This window comes from Burkholderia territorii (assembly GCF_902833055.1).
In the GTDB taxonomy this organism is placed as follows: Bacteria; Pseudomonadota; Gammaproteobacteria; order Burkholderiales; family Burkholderiaceae; genus Burkholderia; species Burkholderia territorii.
Genome location: NZ_CADFEJ010000011.1, coordinates 148703 through 170181 on the forward strand (window position 1 = coordinate 148703; position 21479 = coordinate 170181).

The 21479-nt window shown below is 65.4% G+C and carries 24 protein-coding genes; 6 read left to right on the top strand and 18 right to left on the bottom strand.

Annotation, left to right across the window (positions count from 1 at the left end; all coding sequences use genetic code 11):
- Positions 1-18 precede the first annotated feature (18 nt).
- Positions 19-336: a putative signal transducing protein gene (locus HW466_RS19730; protein WP_059545171.1), complete on the top strand. Its 318-nt coding sequence runs from the start codon at positions 19-21 to the stop codon at positions 334-336.
- Between the two features lie 77 nt (positions 337-413).
- On the opposite strand, the gene HW466_RS19735 is transcribed toward HW466_RS19730, so the two are convergent.
- The 6 genes from HW466_RS19735 to rpsP all read right to left on the bottom strand — a co-directional run bounded on the left by HW466_RS19735 (position 414) and on the right by rpsP (position 4541).
- Positions 414-1352: a CobD/CbiB family protein gene (locus HW466_RS19735; RefSeq protein ID WP_059447925.1), complete on the bottom strand. Its 939-nt coding sequence runs from the start codon at positions 1350-1352 to the stop codon at positions 414-416.
- A 120-nt stretch (positions 1353-1472) separates the two neighbouring features.
- Positions 1473-2159 carry a CoA pyrophosphatase gene (locus HW466_RS19740; RefSeq protein WP_059447924.1) on the bottom strand — a complete coding sequence of 229 codons (687 nt, stop codon included), beginning with the start codon at positions 2157-2159 and terminating at the stop codon, positions 1473-1475.
- Positions 2160-2246: 87 nt separating this feature from the next.
- A complete protein-coding gene (rplS, locus tag HW466_RS19745; RefSeq protein ID WP_059447923.1) occupies positions 2247-2639 on the bottom strand; it encodes a 50S ribosomal protein L19 in 393 nt (130 codons plus the stop codon).
- A 133-nt stretch (positions 2640-2772) separates the two neighbouring features.
- Entirely contained in the window at positions 2773-3567 is a 795-nt protein-coding gene (gene trmD / locus HW466_RS19750; protein ID WP_059447922.1) for a tRNA (guanosine(37)-N1)-methyltransferase TrmD, read from the bottom strand.
- Positions 3567-4244 carry a ribosome maturation factor RimM gene (gene rimM / locus HW466_RS19755; protein ID WP_059794385.1) on the bottom strand — a complete coding sequence of 226 codons (678 nt, stop codon included), beginning with the start codon at positions 4242-4244 and terminating at the stop codon, positions 3567-3569. Before rimM ends, trmD begins: the two co-directional genes overlap by 1 nt.
- Before the next feature lie 42 nt (positions 4245-4286).
- The gene (rpsP, locus tag HW466_RS19760; protein WP_006476550.1) at positions 4287-4541 is read right to left on the bottom strand and encodes a 30S ribosomal protein S16; all 255 of its coding nucleotides are present in this window, start codon (positions 4539-4541) and stop codon (positions 4287-4289) included.
- Positions 4542-4694: 153 nt separating this feature from the next.
- Between rpsP and HW466_RS19765 the strand changes: the two genes are divergently transcribed.
- Together HW466_RS19765 and HW466_RS19770 are read left to right on the top strand one after the other, a co-directional pair.
- Positions 4695-5834: a PQQ-dependent sugar dehydrogenase gene (locus HW466_RS19765; protein WP_151004065.1), complete on the top strand. Its 1140-nt coding sequence runs from the start codon at positions 4695-4697 to the stop codon at positions 5832-5834.
- A gap of 110 nt (positions 5835-5944) precedes the next feature.
- Complete coding sequence (locus HW466_RS19770; RefSeq protein ID WP_151004063.1) at positions 5945-6412, top strand: NINE protein; 468 nt, start codon at positions 5945-5947, stop codon at positions 6410-6412.
- A gap of 22 nt (positions 6413-6434) precedes the next feature.
- Here HW466_RS19770 and HW466_RS19775 read toward each other — a convergent pair whose 3' ends face one another.
- Positions 6435-7601: a PA0069 family radical SAM protein gene (locus HW466_RS19775; RefSeq protein ID WP_151004061.1), complete on the bottom strand. Its 1167-nt coding sequence runs from the start codon at positions 7599-7601 to the stop codon at positions 6435-6437.
- Between the two features lie 103 nt (positions 7602-7704).
- A complete protein-coding gene (locus HW466_RS19780; RefSeq protein ID WP_040143708.1) occupies positions 7705-8193 on the bottom strand; it encodes an Lrp/AsnC ligand binding domain-containing protein in 489 nt (162 codons plus the stop codon).
- 144 nt (positions 8194-8337) lie between these two features.
- On the opposite strand from HW466_RS19780, the gene HW466_RS19785 reads away from it, so the two are divergent.
- The gene (locus HW466_RS19785) at positions 8338-9624 is read left to right on the top strand and encodes a D-amino acid dehydrogenase (protein ID WP_060347915.1); all 1287 of its coding nucleotides are present in this window, start codon (positions 8338-8340) and stop codon (positions 9622-9624) included.
- 321 nt (positions 9625-9945) lie between these two features.
- On the opposite strand, the gene HW466_RS19790 is transcribed toward HW466_RS19785, so the two are convergent.
- From HW466_RS19790 to HW466_RS19810, 5 genes are all read right to left on the bottom strand, one after another.
- Positions 9946-10881, bottom strand: coding sequence for an electron transfer flavoprotein subunit alpha/FixB family protein (locus tag HW466_RS19790; protein WP_059522890.1), 936 nt, complete (start codon positions 10879-10881; stop codon positions 9946-9948).
- A 15-nt stretch (positions 10882-10896) separates the two neighbouring features.
- A complete protein-coding gene (locus HW466_RS19795) occupies positions 10897-11646 on the bottom strand; it encodes an electron transfer flavoprotein subunit beta/FixA family protein (protein ID WP_059807337.1) in 750 nt (249 codons plus the stop codon).
- A gap of 229 nt (positions 11647-11875) precedes the next feature.
- Positions 11876-12670, bottom strand: coding sequence for a MetQ/NlpA family ABC transporter substrate-binding protein (locus HW466_RS19800; RefSeq protein ID WP_151004059.1), 795 nt, complete (start codon positions 12668-12670; stop codon positions 11876-11878).
- 27 nt (positions 12671-12697) lie between these two features.
- Complete coding sequence (locus HW466_RS19805; protein WP_044844825.1) at positions 12698-13351, bottom strand: methionine ABC transporter permease; 654 nt, start codon at positions 13349-13351, stop codon at positions 12698-12700.
- Positions 13341-14375, bottom strand: a complete 1035-nt coding sequence (locus HW466_RS19810) for a methionine ABC transporter ATP-binding protein (RefSeq protein ID WP_059448236.1) — start codon at positions 14373-14375, stop codon at positions 13341-13343. The genes HW466_RS19805 and HW466_RS19810 overlap by 11 nt, the downstream gene beginning before the upstream one ends.
- 217 nt (positions 14376-14592) lie before the next feature.
- On the opposite strand from HW466_RS19810, the gene HW466_RS19815 reads away from it, so the two are divergent.
- Entirely contained in the window at positions 14593-15516 is a 924-nt protein-coding gene (locus HW466_RS19815; RefSeq protein WP_151004057.1) for an alpha/beta hydrolase, read from the top strand.
- A 22-nt stretch (positions 15517-15538) separates the two neighbouring features.
- On the opposite strand, the gene HW466_RS19820 is transcribed toward HW466_RS19815, so the two are convergent.
- A complete protein-coding gene (locus tag HW466_RS19820) occupies positions 15539-16462 on the bottom strand; it encodes a histone deacetylase family protein (protein ID WP_151004055.1) in 924 nt (307 codons plus the stop codon).
- Positions 16463-16505: 43 nt separating this feature from the next.
- On the opposite strand from HW466_RS19820, the gene mltB reads away from it, so the two are divergent.
- Positions 16506-17855, top strand: a complete 1350-nt coding sequence (gene mltB, locus HW466_RS19825; protein WP_081053906.1) for a lytic murein transglycosylase B — start codon at positions 16506-16508, stop codon at positions 17853-17855.
- Between the two features lie 76 nt (positions 17856-17931).
- Here mltB and cysM read toward each other — a convergent pair whose 3' ends face one another.
- The 4 genes from cysM to rfaE1 form a co-directional block, all read right to left on the bottom strand.
- Complete coding sequence (cysM, locus tag HW466_RS19830) at positions 17932-18834, bottom strand: cysteine synthase CysM (protein ID WP_151003986.1); 903 nt, start codon at positions 18832-18834, stop codon at positions 17932-17934.
- Between the two features lie 206 nt (positions 18835-19040).
- A complete protein-coding gene (locus HW466_RS19835) occupies positions 19041-19400 on the bottom strand; it encodes a ComEA family DNA-binding protein (RefSeq protein ID WP_059507156.1) in 360 nt (119 codons plus the stop codon).
- Between the two features lie 73 nt (positions 19401-19473).
- Complete coding sequence (gene rfaD, locus HW466_RS19840; RefSeq protein ID WP_151003983.1) at positions 19474-20466, bottom strand: ADP-glyceromanno-heptose 6-epimerase; 993 nt, start codon at positions 20464-20466, stop codon at positions 19474-19476.
- 55 nt (positions 20467-20521) lie between these two features.
- The gene (gene rfaE1, locus HW466_RS19845; RefSeq protein ID WP_155639238.1) at positions 20522-21472 is read right to left on the bottom strand and encodes a D-glycero-beta-D-manno-heptose-7-phosphate kinase; all 951 of its coding nucleotides are present in this window, start codon (positions 21470-21472) and stop codon (positions 20522-20524) included.
- Between the last annotated feature and the right edge of the window lie 7 nt (positions 21473-21479).

The window sequence follows — 21479 nt, forward strand, 5'->3', positions numbered from 1 at the left end:
TTCACGACAGGAGCCGCGATGCGTTTCAAGGCCCCCGACCTGGCCACCGCGCAGCACTGGGCGAACGTGCTGCAGGTGGCCGGCATCGGCTGCGAACTGCACAACTGCTACGCGACCGGCGCGCTCGGCGGCCTGCCGGCCGACGCATGCGCGCCCGAGCTGTGGCTCGATGACGAGCGCGACGATGCGCTCGCGCGGCGGCTGATCGACGCTGCATCATACGGCCCGTCGGCCGGTGCGGCTCCGTGGCGGTGTCGCCGGTGCGGCGAGGCGCTCGAGGCGCAGTTTACGGCTTGCTGGCAATGCGGCACCGTGCGTGATCCGCTCGACGACTGAACGCGCCGACCGGACGCACAGCGAAAAGGCCGGCATCGAGCCGGCCTTTTCGTTTCATCGCGTGCTGCGCGAGCGCGTCACGAAATCCAGACCGCCAACGTCAGCATCAACAGCAGGATCATCCACAGGATCACTGCGCGCCACACCAGGCCGACCGCCGACTGCAGCGTGCGCGGCGTGCAATCATCACCGACCGTCAACGGGCCGCTGTCGCCGACCGCCAACGCGTCGAGACTCGACGGTTCCGCGAGCGGCCCTGCGAGGCGCGCACCGAGCGCGCCGCTGCCGGCCGCGAGCAGCACGCCGTCGTTCGGGTCGGGCCACTGGCGCGTGTGATTGCGCCACGCGTAGATCGCATCCTCGAAGTTGCCGACGATCGCGAAGCCGAGCGCGGTCAGTCGCGACGGAATCCAGTCGATCACGAAGAACGCGCGCTGCGCGAACGTCGAGAACGCGGCGGTGCGATCGTCACCCGGCGTCGACCAGCTGCGCGCGAGATATTCCGAGATGCGATACAGCACGGCGCCGGCCGGACCGAGCGGCAGCACGTACCAGAAGAACACGCCGAATACGTGGCGATGCGACGCAACGACCGCATGAATCAGCGTATGGCGGACGATTTCACCGACCGGCATGTCGACCGTGTCGAGGCCCGTCCACTCGTGCAGGATCTCACGCGCGCGCGGCACGTCGTCGTTGTTGAGCGCGAGGTGGATATCGGTGAAGTAATGGCTGAACTGGCGGAAGCCGAGCGTGAAGTACACGACGACGACGTTCCAGATGAACGCGAGCACGAAGCTCACCTTGAACAGCAGAAAGTAGATCAGCGCGACGATCAGCACCCACGGCAGCACGACTGCGAGCCATGCGAGCACACCATGTTTTTGCTTGCCGGCGTCGAGGCCATGCGCGACGGTTTCCGCATGAAACTGAAACAGCGCGAACACCGGATTGTTCGGCGACAACGCGCGGACCTGTTCGATGATGAGGGCGAGAAGAACCGAAAAGAAAGTCATGCGTGGCGCCGTCTTCGGAGTTATGTCATTTTTTGCATAACGATAGCACAGCGTAAGCAGCGCATGGCTGCCGACGCGACGGGCCGGCAGCCCGCCGCGTACGCAGGTTCGGGCGGGATGCTATCCGGCTGCCAAGAAGCGGTACAGATTGCGCAACATGCCGGCAGTTGCGCCCCAGATGAAGTAATGCCCGGCCGATTCGCCGTTCGGATAGGGCATCGCAAAAAAACGACGCTCGCCCCCTTCCCAACGGAACACGCGAACCTGGTGGTTCGCCGGGCTCATCAGGAACGCGAGCGGCACCTCGAAAATCTCGGCAACTTCAAACGAATCGGCCTGCACGGTGAACGGCGGATGCACGAGGCCCACGACGGGCGTCACGCAGAAGCCGGTCCCCGTCAGGTAGTCGGGCAGCGCGCCGAGAATCTCCACCGGTTCGGCGGCCAGCCCGATTTCTTCCTTCGCCTCTCGCAACGCGGTGGCCGTCGCATCGCGATCGAACGGCTCGCGACGGCCTCCGGGGAAGCTGATCTGCCCGGCATGGTCGTTCAGGTGATCGGCGCGCTGGGTCAGCAGCACGGTGAGGCCGCTCTCGCGAACGACGAGCGGGATGAGGACGGCGGCGCTGCGCGGGTCGACGCCCTCCTGCAGCCGTACCTCGGCGGGCTCGACGCTCCATTCGAGCGTGCGCGCGAAACGCTCGCGCAGCCCGGGCGGCGTCATCAGACGGGATTCGATGGATGGCAGGCCGGCGCCGGTGCCTTCGACCGGCAACACTTCGGGATCAATGATGGGGCGGCGATTCAATGGCGGTCTCGAGTTCGTGACGTATCGAACATATTGTCGCGCCAGAATGAAAAAAGCACCCGGGTGGGTGCTTTTTCCTTACAGCTCTTACTCTTGGGCAGCTGCTGCGGCGCGATCCTTCGACACCAGCTTTTCCTTGATTCGAGCCGACTTGCCCGAACGCTCGCGCAGGTAGTACAGCTTCGCACGACGCACATCACCGCGACGCTTCACGACGATGCTCGCCAGCAGCGGCGAGTAGGTCTGGAACGTACGCTCGACGCCTTCGCCCGACGAGATCTTGCGGACGATGAAGTTCGAGTTCAGGCCACGGTTGCGAATCGCGATCACGACGCCTTCGTACGCCTGAACGCGCTTGCGGTTACCTTCAACCACGTTCACGTTCACGATCACCGTGTCGCCCGGGGCGAATTCGGGGATCGTCTTGCCGGCGAGCGCGCGCTCGATCTCTTCCTGCTCAAGTTTTGCAATCAGATTCATCACTGACTCCTAAAGCCATCTTGTCGGCGTTTGCGCCCGCCTGCTTCCAGGCCTGGCCCCGATAGAGGATGGATTCACATCAGGCACCGCGCACGCATGCACGGCACCGCCATTTCCCGCACGCGACACTGCCTCAGGAGGCGTTCTTCGCTTCGCGTGCGAGGTTCGCGAGCCACGCCTCGTCGGCACGGCTCAACAACTTCTCGCGGCGCGCCCGGACGATCAGGTCCGGCCGCTTCCGCAACGTATTCCTCAATGCTTCCTGGCGCCGCCACCGCTCGATCTCGGCATGATGGCCGCCGAGCAGCACGTCCGGCACGCGCATCCCCTCGTATTCCTCGGGGCGCGTGTAATGCGGACAATCGAGCAGCCCGTCGGCGAAGCTGTCCTGCACGGCCGACTGCGCATCGTTCAGCACCCCTGGCAACAGACGCACGACGGCATCCATCATCGCCATCGCCGGCAGTTCGCCACCGGACAGAACGAAATCGCCGAGACTGATTTCCTCGTCGACGCAACGGTCGAGCAGACGCTGATCGATCGCCTCGTAGCGGCCGCACAGCACGATGACGCCGGGCTCTTGCGCCATCCGCACCGCACGTTCGTGCGTGAACGGCGCGCCCTGCGGCGACATCATCACCACCCGCGTGCTCGCGACGCCCTGCTCCGCCTGCGCTGCTTTCGCAGCACCGATCGCGGCCTCGAGCGGCCTGGCCAGCATCACCATGCCCGGACCGCCGCCGTACGGACGATCGTCGACCGTACGGTAGTTGTCCGTCGTGAAATCACGCGGATTCCAGGTACGCAACCCGAAGCGCCCCTGCTTCACGGCCCGACTGGTGATCCCCCAGTCGGTCAGCGCGCGGAACATTTCGGGAAAGAGCGTGACGACGTCGAACTGCACCGCGCTCTCCGTAACCTGGTTCATTAGTAATCGGCTTCCCAGTCGACGACGATGCGACGCGCCGCCTGATCCACCGTTTTGACGTAGACGCCGACGAACGGAATCAGCCGTTCGTCGGTGGTCGGCCGTCCATCCTTGCCGACTGCCGGATACTCGACGCGCATGATCGAATGCACGCCGTTGTCGATCATCCCGCTCACCGTCCCGAGCGCCACCGATTGCTCGTTGACGACTTCGAGGCCGATCAGGTCGACCCAATAGAATTCGTCCGCGGCCAATGCCGGGAAATCTTCCCGGCGCACGAACACGCGAAAGCCGCGCAAAGCCAGTGCGGCATCGCGGTCGCTGACACCCGCGGTGTGCGCGACGACGGTGTCGCCGTGCGTCTTCGATTGCAGGATGCGGGCGGACAACCGCTCATCACCCCGTTCCAGCCACCAGCGGCGCGCCTTGAGCAGCGCATCGCCGCCGCGACCGGCGTCGGCATGCGTCGCCACCTTGACCCAGCCTTTCAGGCCGTAGGCGTCGACGACCGCCCCGACCTCGACAGCATCGTCGGGCCAGGTTTGCGCCGCTTCGAGACTGCCCTGCTCGGCAGCCGCACCGGCGGTCGCGACAGTGTCGCGCTCGACCGGCTTGCGGACGAATGCACCAAACGATGCTCGCCCGCGCCTTGCGTTACCGGAATCGTGACCGGACATCAATGCTCCTTGCAGCCGGCACGACCGGCACACCGCGCCATGTTAGGCAGCCGGTTGCGCCTTTTGCGCTTCCTTCACGAGACGCTGGACGGTCGGCGACAGTTGCGCGCCAACGCCTTGCCAGTACGTCAGGCGATCCTGAGCGATACGCAGCGATTCGCCCTTCGTGGCGACCGGGTTGTAGAAGCCGACGCGCTCGATGAAGCGGCCGTCACGACGGTTGCGCGAATCGGTAGCAACGATGTTGTAGAACGGGCGCTTCTTCGAGCCGCCGCGAGCCAGACGGATGATAACCATATGAAATCCTTCGGGAAAACCGGGTTCGAAACTACTGAAACGTGCAATTATAGCCGGAAACCAAAGCCACAACAAACACTTACGCGCAAAAATTCCACGGACGCCCGGCACGCCGGGCATACAATCGTCGTCTCCACGACGCTTACCGCCGCCATGCCGCTATTTTGCGTCACCCGCGCGTGCCGCGGGCAACACCGCCTCGCGGGCTTGCTGGCCGGCCTCGTCACCTGGTTTGCAGCCACCGCGGCTGGTGCCGCACCGCCGGCAGACAAACTCGTCGTGCCACCCGGCTTCCACGTCGACGTGCTGACCGATGCCGTGCCGACCGCCCGCGAAATGGCATGGTCGCCGCGCGGAATCCTGTATGTCGGCTCGCGGGAAGGCCGCGTGCATGCATTCGTGATGCGGGAGGGTCGGATCACGGCCCGTTACGTGATCGCATCGGGGCTCGATATGCCCGTCGGCGTCGCGTATCGCGACGGCGCGCTCTATATCTCCGCCGTGTCGCGCATTCTGCGTCTCGACCACATCGACGACCGGCTCGCCAAGCCGCCGGCACCGGCGGTCGTGACGGACGCGCTGCCGACCAATCATCATCACGGCTGGAAATTCATCGCATTCGGCCCCGACGGCAAACTCTACGTGCCGGTCGGTGCGCCGTGCAACGTGTGCCTCGCCGACCGCGGCCGATACGCGATCATCGCACGCATGAACGTGGACGGCAGCGGCCGGGAAGTATTCGCCCGCGGTGTGCGCAATACCGTCGGCTTCGCCTGGCACCCCGATACGCGCGAGCTGTGGTTTACCGACAACGGACGCGACTTGATGGGCGACGACGTGCCCGACGACACGCTGAACCGTGCGCCGCGCGCCGGCCTCGATTTCGGTTTTCCATACTGCCACGCCGGCGACACGCCCGACCCGGAATTCGGAAGCGCCGACATATGCCGCCGCTACGCGCCGCCCGTGTTGAAACTCGGCGCGCACGTCGCGGCACTCGGTATGCGCTTCTATACGGGCCCGATGTTTCCGGCGTCATATCGCAACAACATCTTCATTGCCGAGCACGGCTCGTGGAATCGCAGCACGAAGGTCGGTTATCGCGTGATGCGCGCCGTCGTGTCGGCCGACGGCAGCCATGCAAGCCAGACGCCATTCATCACCGGCTGGCTGCGCGCGGACGGCACCGTTTGGGGGCGCCCAGCCGATGTCCTGCCGCTGCCGGACGGCTCGCTGCTCGTCAGCGACGACTACGCAGGCATCATCTACCGCATCACCTATGCGGCACCTTGACGCAGGCCAGGGATGACCGGGCCCGATCGGGCATCGTAGAATGCGAGCCGGGCCGAGCGCCCCGCGCCGGCCTGCCGGCCGCCCATGCCAACGACAATCCGCCACCATTCATGTCCAGCAGCACTGCATCGACCCGCCGCTTCCGCTCCAAGACGCTCACCGCCGGCCTCGCGTTCCTCCTTGGTTCGCTCGGTGCGCACCGCTTCTACCTGTACGGCTTTCGCGACGTGTACGGCTGGGCGCACCTGCTGGCGACGATCGTCGGAATCCCGGGTTTCCTGCTGCTCGCCGCCACCCAGCGCAGTGCCAGCCTCGGCTGGTGGCTTGCCGTGCCGGGTGCCGTTTCGCTTCTGGCGGCGTTCCTCGCCGCGCTCGTCTACGGCCTGCGCCCCGACGAGAAATGGGACGCGCAATTCAATGCCGACACCGGCAGGCACAGCCAGTCAGGCTGGACGGTGATCTTCATCGTGATCTTCTCGCTGCTGACCGGTGCGTTCCTGCTGATGACGGCGCTCGCGCTGTCGTTCCAGACATACTTCGAATCGCAAGTCGAAGCGGCGAAGCAAATCTCGCAGTAAGTGCCGACGCGCGTCGGCCGGATCAGAACAGACTCAGTTGAAGGTCGTCACGCGATTTCGCGCCGTTTGCGCCCGCCAGCGGGCGCTGCGCTGCCGCCGCGGCCTGCGGCGCACCGCGAAACTGGGACAGATCCAGGATCCCGTTCGCACGCTCGTTCAATCCGAGCCGCTTCACGGCCTGACGGAACCGCTGCCGCAACAGGTCGGCCCAGATTCCCTCGCCCTTCATCCGCTTCGAGAAATCCGAGTCGTAATCCTTCCCGCCACGCATGTCGCGCACGCGGTTCATCACGCGCTCCGCGCGATCGGGGAAATGCGCGCAGAGCCAGTTCTTGAACAGCGGCGCAACCTCCCACGGCAACCGCAGGATGATGTAACTCGCGTGCGTCGCGCCGGCTTCCGCACAGGCTTCCAGCACGCGCTCCATGTCCGGCTCGGTGACGAACGGAATCACCGGCGCAATGCTGACGCCCACCGGCACGCCCGCGTCGCGCAGCGCGCGGATCGTGCGCAGCCGGCGCGCCGGCGTGGCCGCACGCGGCTCAAGCGTGCGTGCGAGATCGACGTCGAGCGTCGTGATCGTGACCGCGGCCATCACCTGGCCGCGCTCGGCCATCGGCGCCAGCAGATCCAGATCGCGCTCGATCAGCGACGATTTCGTGATCGCGGCGAACGGCAACCCGTGGTCGTGCATCACCTGGATCACGCTGCGCGTGATGCGCAGATCGCGCTCGACCGGCTGGTATGCATCGGTGTTGACGCCGAGCGCGATCGGCTCCGGCACGTAGCGCTTGCGCGAAATCTCGCGCTCGAGCAATTCGGCCGCGTTGACCTTCGCATAGATGCGGCTCTCGAAATCGAGCCCCGGAGACAGGCCGAGATAACTATGGGTCGGCCGCGCAAAGCAGTAGATGCAGCCGTGCTCGCAGCCGCGATACGGATTGAGCGACACGCTGAACGGTATGTCCGGCGACTGGTTGCGCGTGAGGATGCTCTTCGCACGCTCCTCGAACACCTGCGTGCGCAGCGGAGCGGGCAGATCGGCGTCTTCCGATTCGTGCGTCCAGCCGTCGTCGACCGCTTCGCGCAGCGCCGTTTCGTATCGCCCCTGGAGGTTGTCGACCGCACCGCGCCCCTTGCGGGGCGCCGGCGGCGCTATCGGAAATTCGTTGTCGGACCGGCCGTCCATGCGCTCACCCGTTTACAGGCATCCAATACTGTATGTTTATACAGTATTGGATGCCTCATGCCAAGCGCTGGATAGAGGGACGGACTGCAGGCCGCAGCCAAGGTCATTCGCCAACCGAGATCGTCAGCGTCTCCTTGATTTCCTCCATCACGACATAGCTCTTCGACTGCACCGCGCCGGGCAGCTGCAGCAGGATGTCGCCCAGCAGCTTGCGATAGTCGGCCATTTCGCCGATCCGCGCCTTGATCAGGTAGTCGAAGTCGCCGGACACGAGATGGCATTCGAGCACTTCGTCGATCTTCATCACTTCGCGCCGGAACTGCTCGAACATGTTGCCGCCCTTGTGGCCAAGCGTGATCTCGACGAACACCAGCAAGGCCGCGCCCAGCTGCGCCGGATCCACGCGCGCGTGATAGCCGGTGATCACACCGTCGCGCTCCATGCGCCGCACGCGTTCGATGCATGGCGTGACGGTCAGCCCGACCTGTTCGGCGAGGTCCTTCATCGCCATCCGGCCGTCGTCCTGCAGCAGTTTGAGGATGCGGCGGTCGAGCTTGTCGAGCGAGCGTACTGGCTGACGTTGCGTTCTCATTTGTTTATGCTGAAAACCTGAAAAATACGATAACAAAACCTACACATTCGACAATACCATAGCGCAAAAAACTAGATCAGCTAGAGGTTACACGGAGCCGCACGTGCGCCCGGCCTCGCCCTGATCCTTCCATCTGGAGCAGCTATGCGAGTCGTCATTCTGGGCAGCGGTGTGGTGGGCGTGGCAAGCGCGTATTACCTCGCGCGCGCCGGTCATGAAGTCACGGTGATCGACCGGGAAGCAGGCCCGGCGCTGGAGACGAGCTTCGCGAACGCAGGCCAGATCTCGCCCGGATATGCGGCGCCGTGGGCGGCGCCCGGCGTGCCGCTGAAGGCCGTCAAGTGGATGTTCGAGAAGCACGCGCCGCTCGCGATCCGCCTTGACGGGACGCGTTTCCAGCTGCAGTGGATGTGGCAGATGCTGCGCAACTGCACGGCCGAGCGCTATGCCGTCAACAAGGGCCGCATGGTCCGTCTCGCCGAATACAGCCGCGATTGCCTGCAGGCGCTGCGCGCCGACACGGGCATCCAGTACGAAGGCCGCACGGGCGGCACGCTGCAGTTGTTCCGCACGCAACAGCAACTCGACGGCGCAGCCAAGGACATCGCGGTGCTGCAGGAAGCGAACGTGCCGTTCGAACTGCTGTCGCCGGCAGAACTCCGGAATGCCGAGCCGGCGCTCGCCGCCGTGTCGCACAAGCTGACGGGTGGTCTGCGCCTGCCGGGCGACGAAACGGGCGATTGCCAGCTGTTCACGACGCGCCTCGCGGCGCTCGCTGAATCGCTGGGCGTGAAGTTCCGCTACAACACGCCGATCGATGCACTGGCGATCGCCGGCGGCAAGATCGCCGGCGTGCAGTGCGGCAGCGAGACGGTGCGCGCCGATGCATACGTCGTCGCACTCGGGTCGTATTCGACCAACTTCGTCTCGAACCTGATGAAGATCCCCGTCTATCCGCTGAAGGGCTATTCGATCACCGCGCCGATCGTGAACGAGGCGGCCGCGCCCGTGTCGACGGTGCTCGACGAAACGTACAAGATCGCGATCACGCGTTTCGATCAGCGCATCCGCGTCGGCGGCATGGCGGAGATCGTCGGCTTCGACAAGAACCTGCGCGCCGCACGGCGCGAAACGCTCGAAATGTGCGTGAACGACCTGTTCCCGGGCGGCGGCGACACATCGAAGGCAACGTTCTGGACGGGCCTGCGCCCGATGACGCCGGACGGCACGCCGATCGTCGGCCGCACGCCGGTGTCGAACCTGTTCCTGAACACCGGCCACGGCACGCTCGGCTGGACGATGTCGTGCGGGTCGGGCCAGTTGCTCGCCGATCTGATCTCGGGCAAGAAGCCGGCAATCCAGGCCGACGACCTGTCGGTGCATCGCTACCTGAAGGACGTGGCCGGCCAGACGCGCCCGGCATACGCATAAGCGAAACGGCCGGCCACGACACGGGCCGGTCCGCATCGACGAAAAAGGCGCCCTGCAGGCGCCTTTTTTCGTTACGCCGAATGCGTTGCCCGCTCTCAACAGCGCTTGCGGCATCGCGCGCGTGGTTCTCGCCGTTGCACGCCGACGATCGACGCTTCCGGCCGCCCTGCCCGTACGGCGACATGTACGATGCAGAACCGAGCGAGCACGGCTCGCTGCCCGGCAAAAGCCCGACCGCTTCCGTCATTGCACGAAAAAAAGGGGCGCTCATCGCGCCCCTCGTATTGTGTACCTGCCGCCGGAGCGTCAAGTCACGTCGTGTCAGCCCAGTTCGTTGACCAGTTCCGGCACGAGGGCGAACAGATCGCCGACGAGACCGTAGTCGGCCACGCTGAAGATCGGCGCTTCCGGATCCTTGTTGATCGCGACGATCACCTTCGAATCCTTCATGCCGGCCAGGTGCTGGATCGCGCCCGAGATACCGACCGCGATGTACAGCTGCGGTGCGACGATCTTGCCGGTCTGGCCGACCTGGTAGTCGTTCGGCACGTAGCCGGCATCCACTGCCGCGCGCGATGCGCCGAGCGCTGCCGACAGCTTGTCCGCCAGCGGCTCCAGCACCTTCGTGTAGTTCTCGCCGCTACCCAGACCGCGGCCGCCCGACACGATGATGCTCGCGCTGGTCAGCTCCGGACGGTCCAGCTTCGTCACTTCACGGCTGACGAACTGCGACTTGCCTGCATCGGCCGCTGCTTCGATCTTCTCGACCGATGCGCTGCCGCCTTCCGCTGCCACCGGATCGAAACCGGTCGCGCGCACCGTGATGACCTTGATCGGGTCGCTCGACTGCACCGTCGCGATCGCGTTGCCCGCGTAGATCGGGCGCTCAAACGTATCGGCACTGTCGACTGCCGTGATGTCCGAGATCTGCGCGACGTCGAGCTTCGCGGCGATGCGCGGCGCGACGTTCTTGCCATAAGCCGTTGCCGGCGCGAGGATGTGCGAGTAGTCCTTCGCGATGTTCAGCGCGGTCGCCTCGACGTTTTCCGCCAGGCCTTCGGCCAGCTGCGGCGCGTCGGCCAGCAGCACCTTCGACACACCCGCGATCTTTGCTGCCGCGTCGGCCGCGCCCTGCGCGTTGTGCCCCGCGACCAGCACGTGAATGTCACCGCCGATCTTCGCAGCCGCCGCCACCGTGTTCAGCGTCGCGGCCTTGATCGACGCGTTGTCATGTTCTGCAATCACCAGAATCGTCATTTCTTTCTGCTCCCTTTACAGCACCTTGGCTTCGGTCTTCAGCTTCTCGACCAGCGTCTTCACGTCCGGCACCTTCACGCCGGCCGCGCGCTTCGGCGGCTCGGCCACCTTCAGCGTCTTCAGACGCGGCGTAACGTCCACGCCAAGGTCTTCGGGTTTCACCGTTTCCAGCGGCTTCTTCTTCGCCTTCATGATGTTCGGCAGCGTCACGTAGCGCGGCTCGTTCAGGCGCAGGTCGGTCGTCACGACCGCCGGCAGCGACAGCGACAGCGTTTCCGCGCCACCGTCGACTTCGCGTGCAACCGTTGCCTTGCCGTCGGCGATCGTCACCTTCGACGCGAACGTCGCTTGCGGCAGGCCAGCCAGCGCAGCGAGCATCTGGCCCGTCTGGTTCGAATCGTCGTCGATCGCCTGCTTGCCGAGGATCACGAGTTGCGGCTGTTCCTTGTCGACCAGCGCCTTGAGGATCTTCGCGACGGCCAGCGGCTCGACGCCATCGTTCGACTCGACCAGGATCGCGCGATCCGCGCCGATCGCCAGCGCCGTGCGCAGCGTTTCCTGCGCTTGCGCGACACCGACCGACACGGCGATCACTTCAGTCGCCACACCGGCTTCCTTCAGGCGCACGGCTTCTTCAACGGCGATTTCGTCGAACGGGTTCATCGACATCTTCACGTTCGCGATGTCGACGCCCGTGTTGTCCGACTTCACGCGGACCTTCACGTTGTAATCGACCACTCTTTTCACTGGCACCAGGATTTTCATGCACACGCTCCAAAGTTACGAATACGACCAGAGGCCATTCTATAGCGAGGCCTCATGACTGCGCGGCCAAGCGGACCAATCCATCGTGGCTATCGAGGATAGCGCTCCTCTGCGGCGCGCCGGCAATAGCGAACGGTCGTTCTATTTTAAAAGAGAAAAAACCCGGACGCAAAGCCCGGGTTTTCGATCATCGACTCTAATCGTCACCGGGCGCGCCCAGCACCAAGTGTCACCAGGCGGCGATGACCGCGCCGCCGAACTTCTGTTCGATGAACTGCTTTACGTCCGCGGAGTGGTAGGCCGCCACCAGCTTCGCGACCCACGGCTTGCTCCGGTCGGCCTCGCGAATCGCGAGAATGTTCGCGTAAGGGCCGTTCGGACCCTCGATCGCGATCGCGTCCTGCTTCGGTTTCAACCCCGCTTCCATTGCGTAATTGGTATTGATGGCCGCAGCGTCGACGTCGCCGAGCGAGCGCGGAATCTGCGCCGCATTGAGTTCGACGATCTTCAGCTTGCGCGGATTGTCGACGATGTCGAGTGGCGTCGCCTTCAGCCCCGCATCCGCACGCAGCTTCAGCAGCCCCTGCTTCTGCAGCAACAGCAGCGCGCGGCCGCCATTGGTTGGATCGTTCGGCACGGCGATGCGCGCGCCCGGCTTCAACTCGGCAAGCGACTTTACCCGCTTCGAATAGATGCCCATCGGGAACGTGACGGTATCCGCGACCTTGATCAGCTTGTAGCCGCGATCCTTCACCTGCGCTTGCAGATAAGGATCGTGCTGGTAGCTGTTCGCGTCGAGATCGCCCGACGCGAGCGCCGCGTTCGGCTGCACGTAATCGGAGAATTCGACGATGCGGATGTCGAGGCCGCTTCTGGCCGCGACCTTCTTCACCACGTCCATGATCTGCGCGTGCGGACCGCCCGTCACGCCCACCTTGATGGTTTCGGCCTGCGCGTGCGCGCTCGCGAACAGCGCGGCCGCGCCGAGTGCGGCCGCGAATTTCAGCATGAAACGTCGTTGCATCGTCTCCCCTACCTGTGAATGTCGTTTTTACTTGTGGCTCAGCCGGCGCACGAGCCAGTCGCCGAACGATTGCACGATCTGCACGAACACGATCAGGATCGCGACGACCGTCCACATCACTTCCGGCAGATAACGCTGGTAGCCGTAACGGATCCCGAGATCACCGAGCCCGCCGCCGCCGATCGCACCGGCCATCGCCGAGTAGCCGACGAGCGACACGAACGTGATCGTCAGGCCCGCGACGATGCCGGGCAGCGATTCCGGCAGCAGCACCTTGAAGACGATCTGCGACGTCGTCGCGCCCATCGACTGCGCGGCCTCGATCAGCCCGCGGTCGACTTCGCGCAGCGCCGTCTCGACCAGCCGCGCGACGAACGGCGCGGCCGCGAGCGTCAGCGGCACGACCGCCGCGGCCGTGCCGATCGACGACCCCGTGACGAGCCGCGTGAATGGAATGACCGCGACCAGCAGGATGATGAACGGCGTCGAGCGCACCGCGTTCACGATGCCGCCGAGCACGCGATTCACACCGAGGTTCTGCAGCACGCCCTGGCGATCCGTCAGGTAGAGCAGCACGCCGAGCGGCAGCCCGACGAGCGCGCCGACCGCTCCCGAGATGCCGACCATGATCAGCGTCTCCCAGAACGACTGCACGAACATATCGAACATCTCACTCAACATACGAAAGCTCCTCTACCACCACACCTTGCTCGCGCAGGAACGCGAGCGCCTGCCCGACCTTGCCCGGTTCGCCGCCCGCGAGCACCGCGAGCGACCCGAACGCCTGCCCCTGGATCTCGTCGATCTGGCCATGCAGGATGTTGAAATCGAGTTCGTAGCGGCGAATCGTCTCCGACAGGATCGGCTGGTCCACCCCCGAGCCGGTGAACGCGAGACGCAGCAAATGTCCGCTGCCCGCCTTCAGCCGCTCGGCCACGCGCGCCTTCAGCGCGGGCGGCAGTTCCTGCGCGATCACGTCGCCGATCAGCGCGCGCGTCACTTCGTGATGCGGCTGCAGGAACACGTCGATCACGCGGCCTTCCTCGACCACGCGCCCCGCGTCGAGCACGGCCACGCGATCGCACACCTGCTTGATCACTTCCATCTGATGCGTGATCAGCACGATCGTCAGGCCGAGTTCGCGGTTGATGCGTTTCAGCAGGTCGAGGATCGCGCGCGTGGTCTCGGGATCGAGCGCCGACGTCGCTTCGTCCGACAGCAGCACCTTCGGCTTGCTCGCGAGCGCGCGGGCAATGCCGACACGCTGCTTCTGGCCGCCGCTGATCTGCGCCGGGTAGCGATCCTTCTGCGCGGACAGCCCGACGAGGTCGAGCAGCGGCAGCACGGCGGCCTCGATGTCGGCACGGCTCGCGCCTGCAAGCTCGAGCGGCAGCGCGACGTTGTCGAACACGGTGCGCGACGACAGCAGGTTGAAGTGCTGGAAGATCATGCCGATGTCGCGGCGCGCTTCGCGCAGCGCGCCGGCCGACAGCATCGTGAGATCGCGCCCGCCGACGACGACGTTGCCTTCGGTCGGCCGCGTGAGCAGGTTGATGGTGCGCACGAGCGTGCTCTTGCCGGCGCCGCTTCGGCCGATGATGCCGAACACCTCGCCCTGCGGGATCGTCAGATTGACGTTGTGCAATGCGTCGACCCAGCCGGTCGGCCCGGGGAAACGCTGCGACAGATTGCGTAATTCGATCATGTAAACAAAACGGCGGCCGACAGGCGAGGCTCGCCAGTCGGCCGCCGATGCATCTGGAATAGCCGGCGATTTTACCGCAAACCCCTCATTCCACTTAATAATCGATTTCGATCTTTTCATAACCGCACGAAATTAGAGGAGCGCTGCTGGCCCGCCGCTTGGGCGCCGCGACTATGATCCGGAAACACCGCTGCCAACGACACAGGAGACCCGCCCGATGACCGCCACTACCACGCAGGCTGCCGCCCCCGCCGCCACCGCCGCGCCGGACACGGCAGCGCCTCCCGCCCCGCGAATGGGCCGGCTGCGTACCACGGACGGGCTCGAACTGGCGTCGTATAGCTGGCCGGCGGGCGACGGCACCCAGCCTGCGCGCGCGACGGTCGCGCTCGTGCATGGTCTCGCCGAGCATGCGGGCCGTTATGCGGCGCTCGCGGCCAGACTGAATGCGGCCGGCATCGGCGTGCTGGCGATCGATCTGCGCGGGCACGGCCAATCGCCGGGCAAACGCGCGTGGATCGAGCGTTTCGACGATTACCTGAACGACGCGGACGCCCTCGTTGCCGAAGCCGCCCGCGACGATACGCCGCTCATCCTGATGGGGCACAGCATGGGCGGCGCCATCGCGGCGCTGCATGCGATCGAACGCGCGCCGGTTCGCGGCCACACGCTGGCGGGCCTCGTGCTGTCGAGCCCGGCGCTCGCGCCGGGACGCGACGTGCCGCGCTGGATGCTTGCGATGAGCCGCTTCATCAGCCGCGTATGGCCAAGCTTCCCCGCGATCAAGATCGACGCGGCGCTGCTGTCGCGCGATCCGGCCGTCGTCGCGGCCAATCGCGCCGATCCGCTGGTCCATCACGGCGCAGTGCCGGCGCGCACCGGCGCCGAGATCCTCGACGCGATGGCGCGCATCGAGCGCGGTCGCGGCGCGCTTCGCGTGCCGGTGCTCGTCTATCACGGCACCGAGGACAAACTGACCGAACCGGACGGCAGCCGTGCGTTCGGCGCACGTGTCGGCTCGCCCGATCGCACGCTGACGTTGTACGAGGGCGGATTCCACGAAACGATGAACGATCTCGAGCGCGATCGCGTGATCGATGGGCTGATCGCGTGGATTCACGCGCACGCGCCGGCGCGCTGAGCGCGCGCCGAGCCGCTGCCGGTCAGATGCCGGCCAGTACGCGCAGGTGCGCGACGACGCTGCGGCCGAGCGCGGACAGGTTGTAGCCGCCCTCGAGACAGCTCACGATGCGGCCCTGCGCATGCCGGCGCGCGACGTCGACGACCTGCGCGGTCAGCCATTCGAAATCGGCCTCGACGAGACCGAGGTTGCCGATGTCGTCCTCGCGATGCGCGTCGAACCCGGCCGACACGAACAGCATCTGCGGCTTGAACGCATCGAGACGCGGCAGCCAGAACATGTCGACCGCTTCGCGGATCGCCATCCCGTTGCTGCGCGCAGGCATCGGCAGGTTGACCATGTTCGGCGCCTGGTGATCGACGCCCGAGAACGGGTACAGCGGATGCTGGAAGAAGCTGCACATCAGCACGCGCTCGTCGTTCGCGAATGCGGCTTCGGTGCCATTGCCGTGGTGCACGTCGAAATCGACGATCGCGACGCGCTCGAGGCCATGGACGTCGAGCGCATGCCGCGCGGCAATCGCGACGTTGTTGAAAAGGCAGAATCCCATCGCGCGCGCGGGTTCCGCATGATGACCTGGCGGCCGCACGCTGCAGAATGCATTCGCGTAGCGGCCCTCGATTACGGCGTCGGTCGCCGCGATTGCCGCGCCGGCCGCACGCAGCGCGGCACGCCACGTGTCGCGATTCATCATCGTGTCGGGATCGATCTCGACGTAGCCGTCGACGGGCGTCATGCTGCGGATGTAATCGATGTGAGCCTGCGTATGCACGCGGCCCAGCGCCACCTCGCTCGCGAACGGCGCGGTTTCGTGCACGATCAGGTCGTCGATGCGGCTCGCGATCAACTGATCCTGGATCGCCGACAGGCGGGCCGGGCATTCCGGATGCCACTCCCCCATCTCGTGCAACAGGCAGTCGGGGTGCGTATAGAAGGCGGTTGCCATAATCTGTCATCCGCGACGCGCGGTGCGCCGCAGGTCTCCATCAATGATGTCCATCGTCTGCCGCGAATTCGCCGCTAACTTACCACAACGGTGCGCAGCCACGCCCCGGCACGCAGGATGCGTCGGGTATACTGCGCCGAACCCCATCGCCCTGTCCGCCCGCTTCGACATGAATTCCAGCAAGCCTGCCGTCCTTCTCTCCGCACTGTTCCGCGTTCGCGCCCCGCTCGTTGCCGCCGCCGTCGCCGCGAGCGTGGCCGCCGCGCCCGCCGTCGCGCAGACGCAGCCTGCGAAGTCCGCAGGCACGCGCGTCGCGCAGGCGCAACCGCAGCAGCCGGCGCCGCAAGGCCAGACCTTCGAAGAGGAAATCGTTCCGCAGCGTTACGCGAACAACGCGCAGGTCGATGCGTTCATCGACGAGATGGTGAGCCGCAACGGCTTCGATTCCGCGAGCCTGCATGCGCTGTTCTCGCGCATCAGCTACTCGGCCACCGCCGTCAAGCTCGTCAAGCCGGCGCCCACGCCTTCGGTGAAGAACTGGCGCGTCTATCGTTCGCGCTTCATCGAACCGATCCGCATCAACGCGGGCGTGAAATTCTGGAAAGCGAACCAGGCGACGCTGCAGCGCGCGTCCGCGGAATTCGGCGTGCCGCCCGAAGTGATCGTCGGCATCATCGGCGTCGAAACGATCTACGGCCGCTACATGGGCAACTTCCGCGTGCTCGATGCACTGACGACGCTCACGTTCGACTACCCCGACACGCCGAATCGCGACAGTCGTCAGGCAACGTTCCGCAAGAATCTCGAGGACTTCCTCGTCTGGACCCGCGATAACCAGCTCGACCCGACCACCGTGCTCGGATCGTACACGGGCGCGATCGGCATCCCGCAGTTCCTGCCGAGCAGCATCCGCGAGTATGCGGTCGACTACGACGGCGGCGGCCACGTCGATCTGCGCAGCAGCCCCGCGGACGCGATCGGCAGCGTCGCGAACTACCTGAAGCAGCACGGCTGGGAAACCGATCGCCCGGTAGTCTGGCGGATCACGCCCGACACGGGCAGCCTCGGCATCGCCCAGGCGGCCGCGGACGGCCAGCCGGAACCGCACTGGGCACTGTCGCAACTGCTGCGCGCCGGCATGACGCTCAACGAGCCGATGGTCAACATCACCACCGAAGCCGGCACGCCGGTTACCGTGGTCGATCTGCCGTCCCCGGGACGGCCGACCGAATACATGCTCGGCCTGAAGAACTTCTACGTGCTGACACGCTACAACCGCAGCTTCTTCTATGCACTCGCCGTCTACCAGCTCGGCGAAGCCGTGAAGGCACAGATGGAGGCGGATGGCGCGCTGCCGTTGCCTCCCGCGGACACGGAAGCGCCAGCGCAGTGAGCGCAGTGCGCGCAACGAAAAAGCGCCGCTCGTGCGGCGCTTTTTTATCGCGTGACGCTGCTGATGCCGTTCGGGCTCACGCGGGAAATACGCCGGTCGACAGGTAGCGGTCGCCGCGATCGCAGACGATGAACACAATCGTCGCGTTCTCCACCTGACGCGCGATGCGCATCGCGACTTCGCATGCACCGCCCGACGAGATGCCGGCGAAGATGCCTTCGACAGCCGCGAGCCGGCGCGCCATCGTTTCGGACGCGGCCTGGCTCACGCTCTCGACGCGATCGACGCGGCTGCGATCGAAGATCGTCGGCATATATGCTTCCGGCCACTTGCGAATGCCCGGAATGCGCGACCCTTCTTCAGGCTGCGCGCCGACGATTTCGATCGCCGGATTCTGTTCCTTCAGAAAGCGCGACGTGCCCATGATCGTACCCGTCGTGCCCATCGCCGACACGAAATGCGTGACGCGCCCTTCGGTATCGCGCCAGATCTCCGGGCCCGTTCCTTCGTAGTGCGCGATCGGATTGTCAGGGTTCCCGAACTGATCGAGGATCACACCCTTGCCTTCGCGCTGCATCTGCTCCGCGAGATCGCGCGCCAGTTCCATCCCGCCCTTTACCGGCGTCAGGATGATTTCTGCGCCGTAAGCGGCCATGCTCTGGCGACGCTCGACCGACAGATCCTCCGGCATGATCAGCACCATCTTGTAGCCGCGGATCGCCGCTGCCATTGCGAGCGCGATGCCCGTGTTGCCGCTCGTCGCCTCGATCAGCGTATCGCCCGGCTTGATGCGACCGCGCACCTCGGCCTTGCTGATCATCGACAGCGCCGGGCGATCCTTCACGGAACCGGCAGGATTGTTGCCTTCCAGCTTCGCGAGCAGCACGTTGTTACGTGCGCGAATCTCGTCGTCCGGCAGGCGGACCAGTTGCACGAGCGGTGTGTTGCCGATCGTGTCTTCGATAGTTTTGTAAGCCATGGAGATACCGTGAGTGCGAGGCCGATCAATCGACTGATTGTAAACCAGCACCGCGGCTCGCGCCGGCAACCCCATTGCGGCGATGGAATAGAGGCGCGTCACGCTTCACGCGTGTGTGTTTGCACGATGTACGCAAAAAACCCGCGGCATGCCGCGGGAAGCCGTCGCAACGACGGCGGCTGAAGGAGCCTTTTGTCTCGTGTGCGTTACTTCTGCGCGGTGCGGGCAGGTGCGGCGGCAGGCTTCGGTGCGGCAGGCTTGCTCGCCGCCAGTGCCGACGCACTCGAGCCGGCCGCGCCTACGCCGGCCGCACCGATCGTCAGCCCTTCCCGCTGGAGGCGCTCGACCGTATGGCCGCCCATGCCCTTCACGCGTGACGCCAGATCTTCTGCATTCCTGAACGGCCCGTGTGCGCCGCGCTCGTCGAGAATCGCCTTTGCCCGCGCGGGACCGATGCCCTTGATGCCGACGAGTGCATCCTCGTTGGCGGAGTTGACGTCGACGGCCGCCCAGGCCGATGCGATCGCGCCGAACATCGCGGCGGCGGCAAACCACTTCCTGATCATGTGCTGGATCTCCGATGAAAACGGTCGGCGACTGCCGACCGTGAGACCCAGTCTAGCGATGCGACGCGCGGGTTTAAACCTGGCCGGATAGCCAACGCACGTAGCGATCGACGCCTTCCTGCACCGTCAGGAACGGCGCATCATAGCCGGCAGCACGCAGTTTCGTCTGATCGGCCTGCGTGAAGCACTGGTACTTGCCGCGCAGTGCGTCCGGGAACGGCACGTATTCGATCAGCCCCTGCTCGACCTGCTGTGCGAGCGTCAGCGGCGGCAGGCTGTCGAGCGCGCGCAGCGTGTTGACGACCGTCGATGCGATGTCGTTGAACGGTTGCGCCCGGCCGGTGCCGAGGTTGAAGATGCCCGATTTCTCCGGATGATCGAAGAAGAACAGGTTCACCTTCGCGACGTCCTCGACCGACACGAAGTCGCGCGTCTGCTCGCCCGGCGCATAACCGTTGTACTCGCCGAACAGCTTGACCTTGCCTTCCGCGCGGAACTGGTTGAAGTTGTGGAACGCGACCGACGCCATGCGCCCCTTGTGCGTCTCGCGCGGCCCGTACACGTTGAAGTAACGGAACCCGGCGATCTGGCTCTTCGCGCTCGGCAGCACGCGGCGGATCACCTGGTCGAACAGGAACTTCGAATAGCCGTAGACGTTCAGCGGCGCCTCGACCTCGCGCTCCTCGACAAAACGCGTCGAGCCGCCGTAGATCGCTGCCGACGACGCGTACAGGAACTGCGCACCCTGCGCGAGGCACGCATCGAGCACCGCGCGGCTGTAGCGGAAGTTGTTGTCCATCATGTAGCGGCCGTCGGTTTCCATCGTGTCCGAACAGGCGCCTTCATGGAACACCGCGCGCACTTTGCCGAAATCGCCGCGCGCGAAGCGCTCGACGAATTCCGTTTTGTCGAGATAGTCGTCGATCTCGCAATCGACGAGATTGCGAAACTTGTCCGCGCGCGTCAGATTGTCGACCGCGATGATGCGCGACTCGCCGCGCTCGTTGAGCGCCTTGACGATGTTCGCGCCGATAAAACCGGCCGCGCCGGTGACGATGATGGTCATGGTCGTTCTGCCTGAAAAATTGCAAGCCATACGTGCGGAGCACCGCCGAATGCGCTCAGTGAAACAGTTCGTCGTAGTCCACAGTGGCCGTACCCAGCTTGCCGACCACGATGCCTGCCGCACGGTTCGCGAGCACGACGGCATCGACGAGCGGCACGCCCGCGCCGAGCATCGTCGCGACCGTCGCGATCACGGTATCGCCCGCACCGGACACGTCGTACACTTCGCGCGCGAGCGCCGGCGCGTGCAGTTCGCCCGTGGCGGAAAAGAGCGTCATGCCCTCTTCCGAACGCGTGAGCAGCAACGCATCGAGATCGAGCTCCGCACGCAGCGTCGCGACACGCTCGCGCAGGTCGTCTTCCGACTGCCACTGACCGATGACCTCGCGCAACTCCGCACGGTTCGGCGTGATCAGCGACGCGCCGCGATAGCGCGCCCAGTCGTCGCCTTTCGGATCGACGAGCACCGGCTTGCCGGCCGCACGCGCCTTCTCGATCATCGTCGTCACGTGGGTCAAACCGCCTTTCGCGTAATCCGACATCAGCACGACGTCGTGCTGCGGCAGCAGCGCATCGAAACGCGCGAGCCCGGCAAGCAGCACCTCGTGGGTCGGCATCGCCTCGAAATCGACGCGCAGCAACTGTTGCTGGCGCGCGAGCACGCGCAGCTTGATCGTCGTCGGCAATGCCGCATCGCGTTCGAGATGGGATGTCACGCCGCTGCCGTCGAGCAACTCGACGATGCGCTCGCCAGGCTCGTCGCAGCCGACCACGCACAGCAGCCCGGCCTGGGCGCCGAGCGTCACCGCGTTGCGCGCGACGTTGGCCGCGCCGCCGAGCCGCTCCTCCTGGCGCTGCACATGGACGACCGGAACCGGCGCTTCCGGAGAAATGCGCTCGACGTTGCCGAACCAGTAGCGGTCGAGCATCACGTCACCGACCACGAGCACGCGCGAGCGCGCGAGCTGCGCGCGCGGTACCGGCACCACTTCGCGAAGGGTAGTCATCGTGCGC